The sequence below is a fragment of the Ammoniphilus oxalaticus genome (assembly GCF_003609605.1).
Lineage (GTDB): Bacteria > Bacillota > Bacilli > Aneurinibacillales > RAOX-1 > Ammoniphilus > Ammoniphilus oxalaticus.
Window position 1 is genome coordinate 91,920 of the sequence record NZ_MCHY01000009.1, and the last position, 15,380, is coordinate 107,299.

At 42.7% G+C, this 15,380-nt stretch carries 17 protein-coding genes; 8 read left to right on the forward strand and 9 right to left on the reverse strand.

Annotated features, from left to right (window positions below; all coding sequences use genetic code 11):
* Positions 1-65 precede the first annotated feature (65 nt).
* From BEP19_RS11770 to BEP19_RS11790, 5 genes are all read right to left on the reverse strand, one after another.
* Positions 66-1,487 carry an aldehyde dehydrogenase family protein gene (locus tag BEP19_RS11770; protein WP_120190119.1) on the reverse strand — a complete coding sequence of 474 codons (1,422 nt, stop codon included), beginning with the start codon at positions 1,485-1,487 and terminating at the stop codon, positions 66-68.
* A gap of 939 nt (positions 1,488-2,426) precedes the next feature.
* Positions 2,427-3,137 (reverse strand): nuclease-related domain-containing protein, encoded by a 711-nt coding sequence (locus tag BEP19_RS17995; RefSeq protein ID WP_342767423.1) that lies wholly within the window; start codon positions 3,135-3,137, stop codon positions 2,427-2,429.
* A gap of 409 nt (positions 3,138-3,546) precedes the next feature.
* Entirely contained in the window at positions 3,547-4,389 is an 843-nt protein-coding gene (locus BEP19_RS11780) for a 1,4-dihydroxy-6-naphtoate synthase (RefSeq protein WP_120190120.1), read from the reverse strand.
* 1 nt (position 4,390) lies between these two features.
* Positions 4,391-5,014: a futalosine hydrolase gene (locus tag BEP19_RS11785; RefSeq protein WP_120190691.1), complete on the reverse strand. Its 624-nt coding sequence runs from the start codon at positions 5,012-5,014 to the stop codon at positions 4,391-4,393.
* 136 nt (positions 5,015-5,150) lie between these two features.
* The gene (locus tag BEP19_RS11790; protein WP_120190121.1) at positions 5,151-6,020 is read right to left on the reverse strand and encodes an aldo/keto reductase; all 870 of its coding nucleotides are present in this window, start codon (positions 6,018-6,020) and stop codon (positions 5,151-5,153) included.
* Between the two features lie 206 nt (positions 6,021-6,226).
* Between BEP19_RS11790 and BEP19_RS11795 the strand changes: the two genes are divergently transcribed.
* Positions 6,227-6,964 (forward strand): DsbA family protein, encoded by a 738-nt coding sequence (locus BEP19_RS11795; protein ID WP_120190122.1) that lies wholly within the window; start codon positions 6,227-6,229, stop codon positions 6,962-6,964.
* Positions 6,961-7,368 carry a disulfide oxidoreductase gene (locus BEP19_RS11800; protein WP_120190123.1) on the forward strand — a complete coding sequence of 136 codons (408 nt, stop codon included), beginning with the start codon at positions 6,961-6,963 and terminating at the stop codon, positions 7,366-7,368. The genes BEP19_RS11795 and BEP19_RS11800 overlap by 4 nt, the downstream gene beginning before the upstream one ends.
* A 41-nt stretch (positions 7,369-7,409) precedes the next feature.
* Here the strand turns inward: BEP19_RS11800 and aroD are convergent, their stop codons facing one another.
* Positions 7,410-8,183: a type I 3-dehydroquinate dehydratase gene (gene aroD / locus BEP19_RS11805; protein WP_120190124.1), complete on the reverse strand. Its 774-nt coding sequence runs from the start codon at positions 8,181-8,183 to the stop codon at positions 7,410-7,412.
* Between the two features lie 256 nt (positions 8,184-8,439).
* Between aroD and BEP19_RS17725 the strand changes: the two genes are divergently transcribed.
* From BEP19_RS17725 to BEP19_RS11820, 3 genes are all read left to right on the forward strand, one after another.
* Positions 8,440-9,285 (forward strand): C40 family peptidase, encoded by an 846-nt coding sequence (locus BEP19_RS17725; protein ID WP_170145361.1) that lies wholly within the window; start codon positions 8,440-8,442, stop codon positions 9,283-9,285.
* Between the two features lie 152 nt (positions 9,286-9,437).
* Entirely contained in the window at positions 9,438-10,838 is a 1,401-nt protein-coding gene (locus BEP19_RS11815) for a protoporphyrinogen oxidase (RefSeq protein WP_120190125.1), read from the forward strand.
* 34 nt (positions 10,839-10,872) lie between these two features.
* Positions 10,873-11,253 (forward strand): SET domain-containing protein, encoded by a 381-nt coding sequence (locus BEP19_RS11820; protein ID WP_120190126.1) that lies wholly within the window; start codon positions 10,873-10,875, stop codon positions 11,251-11,253.
* A gap of 106 nt (positions 11,254-11,359) precedes the next feature.
* Here BEP19_RS11820 and nikR read toward each other — a convergent pair whose 3' ends face one another.
* Positions 11,360-11,791 carry a nickel-responsive transcriptional regulator NikR gene (gene nikR, locus BEP19_RS11825; protein WP_281269298.1) on the reverse strand — a complete coding sequence of 144 codons (432 nt, stop codon included), beginning with the start codon at positions 11,789-11,791 and terminating at the stop codon, positions 11,360-11,362.
* A gap of 183 nt (positions 11,792-11,974) precedes the next feature.
* Here nikR and BEP19_RS11830 point away from each other — a divergent pair, with 183 nt between their 5' ends.
* Positions 11,975-12,835: an MBL fold metallo-hydrolase gene (locus BEP19_RS11830; protein WP_120190127.1), complete on the forward strand. Its 861-nt coding sequence runs from the start codon at positions 11,975-11,977 to the stop codon at positions 12,833-12,835.
* Between the two features lie 51 nt (positions 12,836-12,886).
* Here BEP19_RS11830 and BEP19_RS11835 read toward each other — a convergent pair whose 3' ends face one another.
* Both BEP19_RS11835 and BEP19_RS11840 read right to left on the reverse strand, forming a co-directional pair.
* Complete coding sequence (locus BEP19_RS11835; protein ID WP_120190128.1) at positions 12,887-13,567, reverse strand: SOS response-associated peptidase; 681 nt, start codon at positions 13,565-13,567, stop codon at positions 12,887-12,889.
* Positions 13,568-13,583: 16 nt separating this feature from the next.
* Positions 13,584-14,090, reverse strand: coding sequence for a DUF1648 domain-containing protein (locus BEP19_RS11840; protein ID WP_120190129.1), 507 nt, complete (start codon positions 14,088-14,090; stop codon positions 13,584-13,586).
* Between the two features lie 188 nt (positions 14,091-14,278).
* Between BEP19_RS11840 and BEP19_RS11845 the strand changes: the two genes are divergently transcribed.
* Both BEP19_RS11845 and BEP19_RS18280 read left to right on the forward strand, forming a co-directional pair.
* Entirely contained in the window at positions 14,279-14,845 is a 567-nt protein-coding gene (locus BEP19_RS11845; RefSeq protein ID WP_120190130.1) for a DoxX family protein, read from the forward strand.
* Positions 14,846-15,071: 226 nt separating this feature from the next.
* Positions 15,072-15,344 (forward strand): DUF5658 family protein, encoded by a 273-nt coding sequence (locus BEP19_RS18280; protein ID WP_425452763.1) that lies wholly within the window; start codon positions 15,072-15,074, stop codon positions 15,342-15,344.
* The last annotated feature ends 36 nt before the right edge of the window (positions 15,345-15,380 follow it).

Below are 15,380 nucleotides of genomic sequence, written 5' to 3' on the forward strand. Positions count from 1 at the left end.
AATAATAATCTCAACTTAACCTAGCATACCTGTTCAGTCGCTTTATTTCCAGTAAGTAACAGGGGTTAATTACGATTAATAATAACTAATTTTAATTCTGTCATTTCTTCAAGGGCATATTTGATTCCTTCCCGTCCCATGCCACTTTCTTTCACGCCGCCATAAGGCATTTGATCCACGCGAAAAGTAGGGATGTCATTAATTAACACGGCCCCAACCTGCAATTGTTCTGCCGCTTCCATTGCCAGATGGATATCGTTGGTATAAATGCCTGCTTGCAGCCCATAGCGCGAATCATTCACCCGATCAAACGCCTCTTCAACAGACTGTACTTTATCAATTAACACAATCGGGGCAAATGCTTCTTGGCATGAAACCTTCATGGTCGGACTTGTTTGCAATAAAACGGTTGGCATTAACCCTTGTCCCTTTGCCGTCCCCCCACATGCTACTTGAGCGCCTTCCGCTTTCGCTTCCTCTATCCATTGCATACAACGTTGGACATCTGCTTTTGTTATCAATGCTGAAAGAGCTGTTTCCGGGTCCAATGGATCTCCAAACTTCAATCGTTGCGCGGCTTCCACAAACTTTTCAACAAATGAGTCATACAAATCTTCGTGGACATAAATGCGTTGTAACGCGATACAAACTTGACCCTGAAAGGAAAAAGCCCCAACAACACATCGATCAACGACCTTGTCCACATCTATCGCGCGATCAATAATGACAGCTGAATTAGAGCCTAACTCGAGTGTCACGCTCTTTAAACCTGCTTGTTCTCTAATCCTCTTGCCAACCGACGGACTCCCAGTAAACGTGACCATTTTAACTCGTTCATCTGTGACGATCATTTGCCCGATCTCACTCCCTTTACCGCTAACAACGTTTAAAGCTCCCGCCGGCAGCCCCGCTTCGTCAAGTAATTCTGCAAGAAAAAATGCCGACAATGGGGTTTGCGAAGCCGGTTTCAAGACAATCGTATTCCCCGCGGCAATAGCAGGACCGAGTTTGTGCGCGACAAGATTCATTGGAAAATTAAAGGGAGTGATCGCCCCGATGACACCAAGTGGTTCACGAACCGTATAAGCTAATCTCCCTTCGCCGCCTGGCGCTGCGTCTAAGGGAATTGTTTCCCCGTAGATTCTTCTCGCTTCTTCAGCCGCAAATTTAAACGTTTGGATCGTCCGAGCGATCTCTCCCCGCGCGGCAGAAATCGGCTTTGCCGCCTCTAACGCGATCAACCTTGCCGCTTCCTCCGCCTTTTGTTCCAACAACGCAGACAATCTATCCAAAATCGCAGCCCGTTGATGAGCCGGCATTTTCGCCATGATCGGACGAGCTTGATCCGCGCTTTGAATTGCAAAATCAACTTCCGACTTATCAGCAAGCGGGACTTCGGCTAAAATTCCATTTGTATATGGCGAACGCAACTCAGTATAATGTTTCGCTGAGACCCATTCCCCATTAAGATACAATTTCCTCCTCATACACCAACCTCCTCTACACCATTTCTATGGTCCATCTCTTCTATTTATGTACTTGCCCCTTGCCATACCACTCATAAAAAAAAGGCAAGCGCCAAGTATCCGTTGCGCCCACCCTACATAGAAACATTCCCATTTTTACCAGGTCCCTTTATTATACCATAAAAATACATTTAAAAAGAAATGTCGAACCGTGTCGTAATTTGATATATTTACCCTAAAAAGGTCGATTGAAGTTATAAAAGGTTGATTTTGAGCCTGTATTCGACTAATATCGACTTTTACAGAATGGTTTTTAGATTGTATTATATAATTACATCCTGGAACTACAGGGTGAACGGGATACACCTCAGCAAGATTCGACATTTAACTAGGTATCTCGTCTCTTTTTAAAAAAGGTTTGTCGAAAAAAGGGAGTGATTATTCCGAACAAGCTAATCTTTCGATATTTAGGAATACAACCCATCCATAGTCTAGCGAGGAGCAACATAAACAATACAGCATAACCTTAATTTTCGACATGAGAGAAGAATCAACATCTAGAACTACACCATCTCCTTAAAAATCGACTAAGGACAGAAACAGACAGCTTGGATTTACAACAGTTCCTTGAAGAGTCGACTGGGGACAGAACACGCTACTTGATTTTACAACAGAGCCTTGGAGAGTNATTTACAACCGTTCCTTGAAAAATAGACAGAAATTTGATTCACCCAACAATCCTCTTTATTATCCTGAAGTGATGACTCATTGATAATATAAGCCCTCAAACTCTTTTTAAGAGTATGAGGGCTTTCTTTTGTCTATCTTGCACAGGATCTGCTACGTCGGTTAGGTGTCACGAACACATTTAAATGATCACAACCGTTGAGCGACCATACCCCCAGCGATTCGGTCATGATCTACCTATATTAGAAAAATCTGCAGAGTCCAAAAGTTACCTTATTCATAATAGGTTCCTCTGTTAAAGCCAATCTTCTTAAAATTATTGGATAAAACCCGCTGTATTCTCCTTTTTGATTCTATGACCTTACACCACTCGTGAATCACATTAGTTGTTATCTTCTGCTCCGGAAAAAGGAGCCTGAATTCATTCACACTGCGCATCACGGCGTCATCGATGGATTCTTTATGGCCGCACTCAGCGCAAACCACCCGTTTACCAATTATCCTGACGCTAAAATCTGAACACTTAGCGCAAGTAATTCCCTTTTTCAATTTGGTAAATTCGAAAGTGGGGAGTTGCCTATAAGGGGATTCCGCAAGATGCAATGAAATTAAGAGATCGGCTAATTGTTTGTGTTTATTACTTAGTTTTGTCGAATGGGTTTGGAGCTTATCAAAATAATTATCTAGCTGTGTCGGGAATATAAACGGCAATTCAAGAGGAGCTTGATACAGGGTAAAAGTGGGGTTGATAAAAACGACAACTGCTGTGATCGGAATTGAAAATTGATGTTCGCGTATCAGACGACGCAATAAGGACTCGGTCCTTCTTAATTGAATGAGCGGGTTAATAACTTCAAATTTTGGCCTTTTATAAAATCGATCCTGTTCATAATAGAAATCACCTTCATAATTTTTAACTTCAAACAGATAAAGCCTTTCAGAAACGATGACGAGTGTGTCAATCTGAAATACGGAATGATTTATTCAAACAATAAATCATGTAAAATCAGACCGTTCTTTGTAGACAGAGGCCCGATCCATGAATCAAACATGCGCTCTCCTTCATAACCTTTTCCAATATTTTCGAAATACTGCCTGTCCTCCTCCAATAAATTCATCCTTTTTTTCCAGTATTCCCAAAACCCTCCATTCAGTCGGTACTGTTCGAGACTTGTAACACAACATCTTCCCCCTCCTTTTTTTAGCGCATGACCTAACTTATAGACATATGTCCATTATAGCGCGTTCCCGCTGGTTAAAAAGTAGTTATGTAGGGCATCTCAACGGACCAAAAAGACACCCCACATCACCTGGGTTCACCCATAATCACATTGTGTGAATTAAGTTCACTCAATTTCATCCAGCTCTCCCCATCCACCTAAACTGCCCAAAATTAAAACCAAAGAGCTTTTGCGTCCATTTCAGGAACGAGCCCTTCCTTAGCCGCCCGATCAAGTAAAGCGCGGACCGCCGCGTAACCTGCTTCGCCCAATTCCGCTGTAAACGAGTTAACGTATAAATCAATGTGAGCTTTTGCAACTTCTGGAGCCATTTCCTGAGCATGATGCAGCACGTACGCTTGCGAGACGGTTGAATTTTTCCAAGCATATTCTACTGAAGCGCGGATCCATTTTGTTAATGAATCCAAATCTAACGACCGCCGCGCAACGATCGCTCCTAACGGAATGGGTAACCCCGTGTCCCCTTCCCACCAGTTTCCTAAATCGGTCATTAGTTTTAAACCGTAGGATGGGTAGGTAAAACGGGCTTCATGAATGACTAAGCCAGCATCAATTTTGCCGTCCCTAACAGCTGGCATGATTTCATCAAATGGCATTACCGTAATTTTTCGAGGGGCTCCGCCAGGGACTTGTTGCGCCGCCCATAGTCGGAACAAAAGATAGGCGGTTGAACGCTCACTCGGCACTGCTACCTCACACTCAGCTAGATCGAGCGCAGAACGCTCCTGTTTTGTTAAGATAAGCGGTCCACACCCTCTTCCTAATGCGCCGCCACACGGCAACAGAGCATATTCGGAAAGAGCCCACGGTAAAGCAGCATAAGATATTTTCATGACATCAGGTCCATTCCCGCTTTCTGCCCAATGATTCGTAATATCGATATCAGCATACGTAACATCAAATTCGGGCGTCCCTTCAATGAGCCCATGGACCAACGCGTGAAATACAAATGTGTCGTTTGGACATGGTGAAAAAGCAATTTGTAATCTACTCAACTTAAAAGACCTCCTTGAATAATGCAGCCGCTTGAGTCAGCGCATCTAAAGCTGCGTCAATCCGCCATTCGGCCCGATTACGCGGACCGACCCCATTTGAAATCGCTCGTATTTCCAAAACAGGAACCCTTCTCTGCTTAGCGGCAACCGCGACCCCATAACCTTCCATCGCTTCCGCGACAGCTCCAGGAACGCGCCTGACTAACTCCTCCGCCCTTGCCTTTGTTCCAGTCACAGTCGACACGGTTAAAATTGAACCGATCGTGATAGATAGGTTCGCCTTCTTAGCCGTAGCCACCATTCGCTCCACCAAACCAGTCGCTGTCTGAAAACGGGTTGAACCGAAGCCAAGCTCATCCACACTTTGAAATCCGTCTGGCGTTTCCACTCCTAAATCAGCGGCAATGATCTCATCAGCAACCACGAGTGAGCCGACATCTGCCCGATTTTGAAAGCCCCCTGCAATCCCAACGTTTAAAACCAAATCGTACTGACCTTCCATTAAGGCTGCCATCGTATTTGCTGCAGCCGCGGCGGGACCAACACCAGCAATTTTGACCGAAAATTGTTCTGTTTGGCCGAGCCCGCGTAAAACTGCTTCTCGTTCTTTCTCAACAGAAGTCATAATTAAAACCCGTTTTTTAAGTGTTCCATCCACGCGCCTGTCCCCCCTTTCCTATCCTTCTTAAATCCAATCTTAACTTTCTTTAAAAAAGGAACCCGCTATCACTTTTTAGCAGGTTCCACCTCATTTCTTAAATTTACTCAATATCTAACGGCAATTTTCGGGTAGGCTTTGGAAAAACCTGATCAAGCCTTTGTAAGTCCTCTTCAGTCAATTTAATTGAAGCTGCAGCGGCGTTCTCGCGAACGTGTTGCTCCTGTGACGCTTTCGGAATGGCTATGACCTGATCTGAACGGATCGCCCACGCAAGGATGATTTGTAGCGGCCGTACCCCATGTTGTTTGGCAATCTCACTGATCGTCGCATCATTTAACAATTTCCTACTGAGCGAGCCCCCTTGCGCCAACGGACAATAGGCCATAACTGGCGCCCGACGTTCTTGCTGCCAAGGCATCAACGAATATTCAATTCCCCTTGAACCTAAATGATAGAGCACCTGATTCGTGACACAATTGGATCCATTTTCAAGTTCCCATAATTCCTGCATGTCATCAATATCAAAGTTAGAAACACCCCATCGCAAAATTTTACCTTCCTGTTTGAGTCGCTCCATCCCTTCAATTGTTTCCTTCAACGGAATACCGCCTCGCCAATGCAAAAGATACAAATCTAGACGATCCGTCCCTAACCGCTTCAAACTATTTTCACACGCGGTAGAAATGGTATCGAGTCCCGCATTATGCGGATAAACTTTTGAAACTAAAAACACATCATCCCGACGCCCTTTGATCGCTTCACCCACGAGCGCTTCAGACTGACCATTTCCATACATTTCGGCCGTATCAATAAGTGTCATCCCTAGCTCAATGCCAAGTTGCAAAGCTTTAATTTCCCTCGCTCTAATCGCAGGGTTCTCCCCCATATACCAAGTGCCTTGTCCTAAAGCCGGCGCAACCGTCCCATCTGACAACGTTACTTTCTTCGGTAATTCAATTGGTTGACTCATCGCAGTTTATTTCGCTCCTTTACTTCTAATGTTGATAACGTCCAATCACTATAAAATTTAGTATACTATTTATTTACAGGTGATTCTAGCAACGAGAAGTCACCGCGACTTAATCTCCGAATAAACGCTTATTGACAAGCTTCGCAACTAAACACTACACTAAACGTGATTGAGAGAATTTGACTACACATGGAAAGGGAAAATACATGAGCAAAAAAGGGAATAAAGGACATAAACAAAACCAAGTTAAAAAACGTTCACAAGCAAAACTGATGAATGTGTCGCTCGCTATTCTTTTAATTCTAATCATCGGGGTCATTTTTTACAAAGCAGCTTCTGGTCCAGGATCAGGAACGGGAACAGGATTAAATGAAGCGGTTAACGCGGATATTTTTCAATTAGATCAGCAACCGATGCTCGGTTCTGAGCAAGCGCCGATTCAAATTATTGAATTCGCCGATTTTAAATGTTCAACTTGCCAACGATTTGGCAAACAAGTCTATCCTTCATTAAAAAAGGACTTCATTGATTCGGGACTGGTCCAATTTTATTTTATTAACTTTCCGGTTGTAAGTCCCAATGGCGATTCAGGAGCTGCCGCGATGGCCGTGGAAGCAGTCTATAACCAAAATCCCGATGAGTTTTGGAAGTACTATGAGGCTTTATTTGCCCAGCCAGAAGAGACCGACGCATGGAATGCGGACAGACTCGTTCAGATTGCGAAAGACGCGAACGTGGAAGTCGATTATGAACAACTAAAAGAAGATATTGAACAGAAGAACACAATCAAAGCTGTCAATCAGGACATAACGATTGGCGATCAAGCCGGCGTTGATGGAACACCAACCCTCTTTTTAAATGGAAAACAAGTGCCAATTCAAATTTCATTAGATTATAACTCTTTTAAACAGCTAATCCAAAAAGAGATCGATGAGAACTCATGATCAAGGAGTACAGCCTGTATTTCGCTTGGCTTGTAGCTGTGATCGCTACGGGGGGCAGTTTATACTTTAGTGAATTTATGTATTATGCGCCTTGTGAGTTGTGCTGGTATCAGCGCATTTTTATGTATCCGCTCGTGTTCCTGCTCGGCATAGCCGCTTATAAACAAGATCGGGCGATCATTCCTTACGCCAAAGTATTGACCGTGATTGGGATGAGCATCTCTATCTTTCATTACTTGGAACAAAAAATCCCTGCTATGCAAAAGCTTTCTATTTGCTCAAGTGGCGTACCATGCAGTGGGCAATATATCAATTGGTTTGGGTTTATTACCATTCCGTTTCTAGCCCTGATGGGATTTGCGCTCATTTTTTGGCTACTATCCGCCACAAAAGGTAAATCTTAACAAACAAAAAGGACCTACTGTATAGGTCCTTTTTCATCCACTTAGTTAGAGGCATTCTGCAATTGGGTAATCATTGCTCGCAAATCGGCGATCGGTATCTGACCTGGCGCTGATTCTTCATTGCCAATCGCAAAAGTAACTGCGGACCCGAACATCCAACCCGCAACACGCGTGATCGCGCCCAGTCCTCCCATTGAAATCGCGATCAAAGGAATAGACAATTCTTCTTGCGTCGTTTGCGCCGCTTGTAACAACTGTAAAACGTCTGCGTTTGACTGGGGCATCACCGCTATTTTAGCCATATCCGCTCCTAATTGTTCCGCCTGACGGAGCTTGTCTATAAGAATTGAGCTCTCAGGCGTCTTTTCAAAGTTATGATAGGATAGGACTACATAAACGCCTGCTTGCTTTGCTGTTGCGAGCACACCTTCTATCCGTTGCTGATCATTTCTAATCTCATAGTCGACAAGATCAATATAACCCGTTCGACAAATAGCGTTAATTAAATTCACAATCTCTTCTTCAGATCGTTCAACCGGTTGGCCTCCCTCATGGATGGAACGAATCGTAAATAATAAAGGGATCTCTCCAACCTCTCCCCGAATCATCCGAGCAGCGACGATAACACTTTCTAAATTTGCTAACTCTGAGAAGAAATCAGCGCGCCATTCGATCATATCTGGTTTTTTAGAAACCGCCTGCTTACATTCCTTTACCAATTGATCAACACTTTGACTGATTAATGGAATGCAAATGATCGGTTGACCGCTTCCTATCTCTGTCCCTCTCACATTTACCGCTTTTGTTCGGGTCATGCTCCCAACTCCTCTGTTCCAGTTCATTTCCATTATTATAGTACAAACACCAACATTTTTTTAGTTAAACTTTCCATTACCATAATTACATATTTATGTAAAGGAAATCGCGATTAAAAAATTCTCATAATTTCTTCATTAAATTGGATAACCCTTCTGCCATATAGCTCTGTTCCACTTTATGTAAGTTATGGAATTTTTAATTCTGCTATACTTTTCCTAGTGAAACCCAGAAAGTACTAGGAGGAGTAGAAACTTGAAAAACTTTAAGAATCTTACATTCAGAAAAATTATGACTATGACATTAGGCTTGTCCCTTGTTTTAACCGCCTTTCCATCCGTTTTACCAGGGGAACCTGCAACCGTCTCTGCCGCCTCTGTCTCAGGAAGCAAGATCGTTTCAACTGGAAAAAAATATCTTGGTGTCCCTTATAAACTTGGCGGCAAAACCCCTTCCGCTTTTGATTGCCAAGGCTTTACACATTATGTATATAAAAAGCATGGAATTAATTTACCCTTTGGGGCGAGAAACCAATCGAAAGTTGGAAAAAAGGTTAGCGTAAATAATTTACAAGTAGGCGACCTTGTTTTCTTCTCCACAAAAGCGACGATGAAATATAGCGCATCTTCAATCAAGAGAATTGGACACGTTGGAATCTACGCTGGAAACGGAAAAGTACTACATACGTGGGGAACTGGCGGGGTACGCATACAGGATGCAAGCAAAGGTTGGTGGCGAGATCATTATGTAACCGCAAGAAGGGTATTGCCAACCAAAACAAGTTCAAAGTCGTTATCCTTAACCTCTCAAGCTAAAACTGAAGTTAATTCACTGCGCAGCCTGTTGAAAAAAAATGGATATAAATCGTATTCCAATCCAAATGACTGGCTAAAGAAAGGGAAGACCGTAAGTAAATCTTCAATTAAACGGGGGGATATCGCTTTCTTTTCGATGAATGGAAAAAAGTCTAGCATCGATCATGCCGCGGTCTATTTAGGTAATAACGAGCTTTTATACCAAACAAAATCAGGTTCAAAAAAATATAAAGCGAATTCTTCGTATGTCCTCGATCGATTGGTCGTCATCAAAAGAGCTAGCTAAATATGTCGTCATTTGAAGCAACAGCTGGCTAATTGTCGGCTGTTGCTTGTTTTCTGGACAAATAAGGTCAATAAACGTTCACAGAACTGTAATTTGATTGTCACCTTCGCTTTGTTATAATTAGCGAAAGGAATCTATGAGAGGTGTTTATATTGAAAACAGTTGTAGTCATCGGCGGCGGCATTACCGGGCTATCTGCGGCTTATCATTTGCAACAACAAGCGCAAGAAAATGATTTGCAAATTAGACTCATATTAGTTGAAGCCGAACCGCGCCTAGGCGGCAAAATTAAAACCGAACACGCGGGAAGCTTCATCATGGAAACAGGAGCGGATTCGATCGTCACTCGTAAATTACATACAACTTCTTTTATGGAAGAGCTTCATCTAGAAGATGAGGTTGTCTATAATGCCACAGGCGCGTCCTTCCTTTATTCCGAAAATCAATTGAAGAGGATTCCAGAAGATACTGTCTTTGGAATTCCATTAAGCATTGAATCCTTAGCAAAAAGTAATTTAGTTTCCGCCGAAGGAAAAGTCGAAGCATTGAAAGATTTTTATACAAAAAACGATACGTTTACCGAACAAGACTCCGTCGGCGCATTTTTGGAACATTGCTTTGGCGAAGAATTAGTTCAAAAACAAATATCCCCCGTCCTATCTGGCGTATATTCCGGTCAACTTAACAACTTAACAATCGCCTCCACCCTCCCCTATCTCATTGAATACAAAAATAAATACGGCAGTATTATCAAGGGTTTATCGGAAAATAAACACTTGTTTAAAACAGGGGAGAGTAAGTTTCTGTCTTTCAAAGATGGAATGTCCGCGCTCATTGACGCCTATGAAGCCAAGTTGTCTGATGCGCGCATTATAAAAGGTGTTAAAGCGGAGTCGATCAGCAAGTCAGGAGAGTGTTACCAGATTCAGTTGGCCAATCAGGAAATGTTAGAAGCTGATTTCGTCGTATTAAGCCCGATTCATTCGGTGGCCCAAACGTTATTGAACGACGAACAACTCGACAGCGATTTTAATCAGTTGAAAAACAACTCTTTAATTAGCATCTACCTTGGGTTTGATCTGCCTGATCACCTTCTTCCCGAAAATGGAACGGGTTATATCGTCTCCAACAGCAGTTCTGTCGTCTGTAACGCTTGCACCTGGGCGAGTAGGAAGTGGGAGCACACCGCAACGAATAATCGTTTGTTAGTTCGGCTATTCTATAAGAGTTCTGATCCCGCTTATCCTTCTTTGCTGCAGATGTCAAAAGATGAATTAAAACAGGTAGCCTTACGAGATATTAAAAATAGTCTAGGCATTACTGGCGATCCGATCGAATACAACGTAACGAAATGGCATGAAACAATGCCGAACTACCATGTCAAACATCCGCAACTCGTCCGTTCTTTAGAATTAAAAATGGCGGAGAGATTTCCAAACATCCTCTTAGCAGGATGCTCCTATTACGGTGTTGGAATCGCAGACTGTATAGAAAACGGACAGCATACGGCAAAAGCAATCATAAACAAATTAAGCGGGGTTCCCGCGTCTTAGTTAGCATATCTTTTAAAGGTCAAAGGGTGATGAAATGATAGAGATAAAAACTTCCTCATTAAGCGATGGAGAATTCAACAGAGGGGTATTTGCCACACGCGATATAGCTAAAGGTGAGTTACTTCATCAAGCTCCCGTGATCCCATACCCAAATGAACAACATGTTCATATTGAGAAAACGATCCTAGCGGACTACGCATTTGAATACGGCGAAAACCATACAGCCTTTGCGCTCGGTTACGGCATGCTGTTTAATCATTCCTATCAACCAAATGCGGATTATGAGCTTAATTTTGATGACCACACGATTGATTTTTATGCTTTAACGGCCATCAAAGCAGGCGAGGAAGTATTGATCAACTATAATGGCGAAGTGGATAACGATGACCCTTTATGGTTTTCTGATAACAGTTAGGCCCGTCGAATTGTAAAGGCTTATTATTTTCAATATTGGATGTATGACCAAGAACCTATTCGATTTTCTCCGAACAGGTTCTTTTGGTATTTTGTGAGGTAGATATTTACTTTTTGGATGGATCTGTAACTGGAGATACCGTGAACTTTCCGTACTTTACGCCTTTGGCGCTAATCAGCTGATCACTTAACTGGCGCAGTTGCCCCGACTTTCCTTTGACAACAATAAGTTCCAAACAATTATCATGGTCCAAATGAAAATGGGTGGTCGCTAAGATCATATCATGCATTTTATGTTGAATTTCCGTCAATTCCTGAAGCGCGTCACGTTGATGATGATCATAGAAAATAAGAATACTGCCCGCCACATATTGCTCATCGTCTTCCCATGCTTTTTGCACGAGCGCGTCGCGAACAAGGTTGCGAACCGCTTCTGAACGATTTTCATAACCTGTCTCTTGTATCCATTGATCGAACTGTTGCAATAACCCTTCATCCATGGAAACGCCAAACCGTTTCAATGTTGATCCCGTATCCAATACGGACCACCTCTCCCCTGACTAATTTCAATGATTATTCAATGAGCGACCTCTTTATTATACAGACCTTTCGGAACCATCAGCAACACGGTTTAAATAATGGCAACTTAAGCAATGGAGAATATATATTTTCGTACTACGGAAAATAATAACGCGCGCGCAAATCTCAAGCGGAGGGATACAATGGATAAAGAGTTGTCTTACGGCGAAGATTATAAATATATTCCAGCTACTTCAGTCAACAGTGGAATCGGGGTGGAAGTTTTACCTGATCTCTACTGTCATACAGTTCAAATTGTCAATATTAGCTTAGTGGGCAAACCCGACTCATCCGATTTTGTACTAGTAGACGCGGGCATGCCAGGATCGGCTGATGAGATCATTGCCGCAACAGAAAAACGTTTTGGCGCGGGAAGTCGTCCCCAAGCGATTGTTTTAACCCATGGACATTTTGACCATGTCGGCGCAATTATTGAACTCATCGAACATTGGGACACGCCTGTCTATGCTCACGAGTTAGAGTTACCTTTCCTAACTGGGAAAGAGAATTACCCCGATCCCGATCCAACTGTCGAAGGAGGCTTAATCGCTAAGATGTCTCCTATATTCCCAAACGAACCACTTAATCTAGGCAGTCGCATCCAACCCCTTCCTTCCGATGGAAGTGTCCCTCACTTAACAGGATTTCGTTGGATTCATACGCCAGGTCATACACCAGGTCATGTTTCGCTATTTCGCGAATCCGATCGAGCGTTGATTGCGGGAGACGCCTTTATTACGGTGAAACAAGACTCCCTCTTCAAGGTTCTAACTCAGGAGATTGAAATTAGCGAACCGCCGAGGTACCTTACAACAGATTGGAAAGCTGCGAAACATTCACTTGGGAAGTTAAGGGATATACAACCAGCCGTGGCGATCACTGGACACGGACTCCCTGTTTCAGGAGAACTGTTGACGATAGGTTTGGATAAGTTAGTGAATGAATTCAATCAAATAGCGACTCCTGATTATGGTAAGTATGTCGAAAACGAGCATCACCACTAATTAAAAATTGTAGCCGATGATTCTTTAACTAGATTCATCGGCTACTTTAGATTAATTCAATATCACCTTCTCAATACATTCAGGACCATCATTCCTTACATTGCCAACGATGGGAGAAACAGTATGACACTTCATCTCTGCTTCCGAAAAAGGTACAAGCAGACTTAATAATTGCGCAGTATCTGTATTATGTCCGTTTATCCACTTCTGCTCATCTTCTTTTCTCAATATAACTGGCATCCGATCGTGAACATCCGCCACCAACTCATTTGGCGAAGTTGTAATGATCGTACAAGTACTTATCTTTTCGCCGCTCTTCGGACAGATCCAGCTGTCATACAAACCCGCCATGCTAAATATGCTCTCATCCTCTAACATAAATCGGATCGGTTGCTTCTTCCCATTGATCGTTTTCCATTCATAAAACGAATCCGCTGGAATTAAGCACCTTTTCCTACTAACAAGGTTTCTAAAAGACGGACGCTCCAACAGTGTTTCGGATCGCGCATTAATCATCCGACTAGCCATGCTTTCATCTTTCGCCCACGACGGGACAAGCCCCCAGCGCAATTGGCCTAGCCGATTCCTCTCGCCGTCATGAATAACTGCCGCGATCATCTGCATTGGAGCCACATTATAACGAGGATCATGAAACGGATCTAACGCGTACTCAATCCCATATCGAATGATCAACTCATCAAAAATGCCCGTTAACGTGAATCTGCCACACATAAATATCTCACTCCGACTATTTAATCTTTGACCGTTCCCACAACGCAATCCCAATAGGCGCCAGGGTAGCTATTAGAAAAACAGGTATGAACCATTTACCAAACCCTTTGCCCCACTCCAATGAAATCCAAATCGATTCAACTAAAATAAGAGCAAATATAATCAAACAAATGTTTTTTAACTGGTTAACTAACTTTCTGCTGTTAAGATAGAATTGGGCCGCATTTGACTCGTTCAACCGTTCAGGATAATTGTGCATCTGCGGAAATTTTTCTAATGCCTGCATTGAAATGATTAAAAGCAATCCGATCGCGGGCAAAATAAGCAATTCTCCCTTTCCTCCCCAGCGGTCGACCTCTCCTAACGCATTAAAATGGGCAGGAACTCGAGCGGGGAGCTTATTCCATAACAGGATTAATAAACCGATCGAGCAAATAAACATCCCGTATCCAAGCCCGTCCCAAATGCGTTCTACACTTGTTTTTGGTATATCAAGGCTCGATCGTTGTGAGGAATCCGACATGTATGTTATTCACCCCTCGCTGTGAAATAAACCGTTTTCTTAACTATAGCATACTATAACTTACAACAAATCAAGGGAAATTCGCAATCTAAACACGTTTCGAGCTAGTTGCAATTTTCTAACTGCTGCAATATAATATGAGGCCAATACTTAGGATCTAATACTTTTTTAGGAAGGGGCATTATACTTTGTATTTTATTAAGGAAGAAAATGAAATTATTATCCCGGAAAATCCCATCTCAAGATTTTTATTCAACAATGTTCACGCGGGTTTGATATGGCTATTGGTTAGACTTTATCTAGGATATGCTTGGCTTACAGCAGGTTGGGGTAAAGTAACAAGTGACGCTTGGACAGGAGAAAACGCTGGCGCCGCCGTCCAAGGTTTTATTGGAGGGGCGCTAGCGAAAGCCGAAGAGGGCGGAGATGTTGCGGGATGGTACGCTCACTTTTTGCAAAACGTAGCGCTTCCAAACGCAAAACTATTCAGCTTCATCGTTGCATGGGGAGAAGTCCTTGTTGGATTAGGACTGATCGTAGGGTTACTAACTGGAATAGCTGCCTTCTTTGGAACCGTTATGAATGTTAGCTTTTTATTTGCGGGCACATTAAGCACAAATCCGCTTCTGTTTATTTTAGCGACTTGGCTTGTGCTTGCTTGGAAAAATGCGGGCTGGTATGGACTAGATCGCTGGGCTCTTCCTTTACTCGGCACGCCATGGCACCGTAAATCGAAAGACAACATAGAAACATAACAAAACGAATAGATGCTCTGAACAACCTATGTTCAGAGCATTTCTATTTTTCCCCTACCAATTTGGATATTCCGCCTACATTACTTTAGAATGGGTATAATAGAAATTTGTGGTATAAACCCTTCCCGCTATCGTATAAAAGTACAAGGGGGGATCCATTCTGAAAACAATTTATAAAAAATGGTTAAATAATGCGTCCACTTTACTATGTATCCGTTTATTGCTCGTGTTAAGCATCTCGGATGCGGTATGCACAGACCTAGGGATCAGATTTAATCTCATCGATGAAGCGAACCCTCTTGTTAAATTAATGTATGAAACAAGCATCTGGCTATTTTACGGTTGTAAGATATTCTTTCCATTACTCTTATTGATCTATTACCCTACATTTAATCCGACCAGAAGAGTCAAGGCAGTCATTGCAACCGTAACGCTTGTCTACATACTTGTTAATTTGTATCACCTGCTTTGGATTGCAATCGCTGTTTTTTATTTGTAGGTTTTTTTAAAAAAAGAAGGGGGCCAAAAGCCCCCT

What these genes read in the sequence shown, in the direction of transcription:
- BEP19_RS11770 (WP_120190119.1), bottom strand. Translation starts at nt 1,487, where the DNA reads ATGAGGAGGAAATTGTATCTTAATGGGGAATGGGTCTCAGCGAAACAT.
- BEP19_RS11785 (WP_120190691.1), bottom strand. Translation starts at nt 5,014, where the DNA reads ATGACTTCTGTTGAGAAAGAACGAGAAGCAGTTTTACGCGGGCTCGGC.
- BEP19_RS11790 (WP_120190121.1), bottom strand. Translation starts at nt 6,020, where the DNA reads ATGAGTCAACCAATTGAATTACCGAAGAAAGTAACGTTGTCAGATGGG.
- BEP19_RS11795 (WP_120190122.1), top strand. Translation starts at nt 6,227, where the DNA reads ATGAGCAAAAAAGGGAATAAAGGACATAAACAAAACCAAGTTAAAAAA.
- BEP19_RS11800 (WP_120190123.1), top strand. Translation starts at nt 6,961, where the DNA reads ATGATCAAGGAGTACAGCCTGTATTTCGCTTGGCTTGTAGCTGTGATC.
- aroD (WP_120190124.1), bottom strand. Translation starts at nt 8,183, where the DNA reads ATGACCCGAACAAAAGCGGTAAATGTGAGAGGGACAGAGATAGGAAGC.
- BEP19_RS11820 (WP_120190126.1), top strand. Translation starts at nt 10,873, where the DNA reads ATGATAGAGATAAAAACTTCCTCATTAAGCGATGGAGAATTCAACAGA.
- BEP19_RS11830 (WP_120190127.1), top strand. Translation starts at nt 11,975, where the DNA reads ATGGATAAAGAGTTGTCTTACGGCGAAGATTATAAATATATTCCAGCT.
- BEP19_RS11835 (WP_120190128.1), bottom strand. Translation starts at nt 13,567, where the DNA reads ATGTGTGGCAGATTCACGTTAACGGGCATTTTTGATGAGTTGATCATT.
- BEP19_RS11840 (WP_120190129.1), bottom strand. Translation starts at nt 14,090, where the DNA reads ATGTCGGATTCCTCACAACGATCGAGCCTTGATATACCAAAAACAAGT.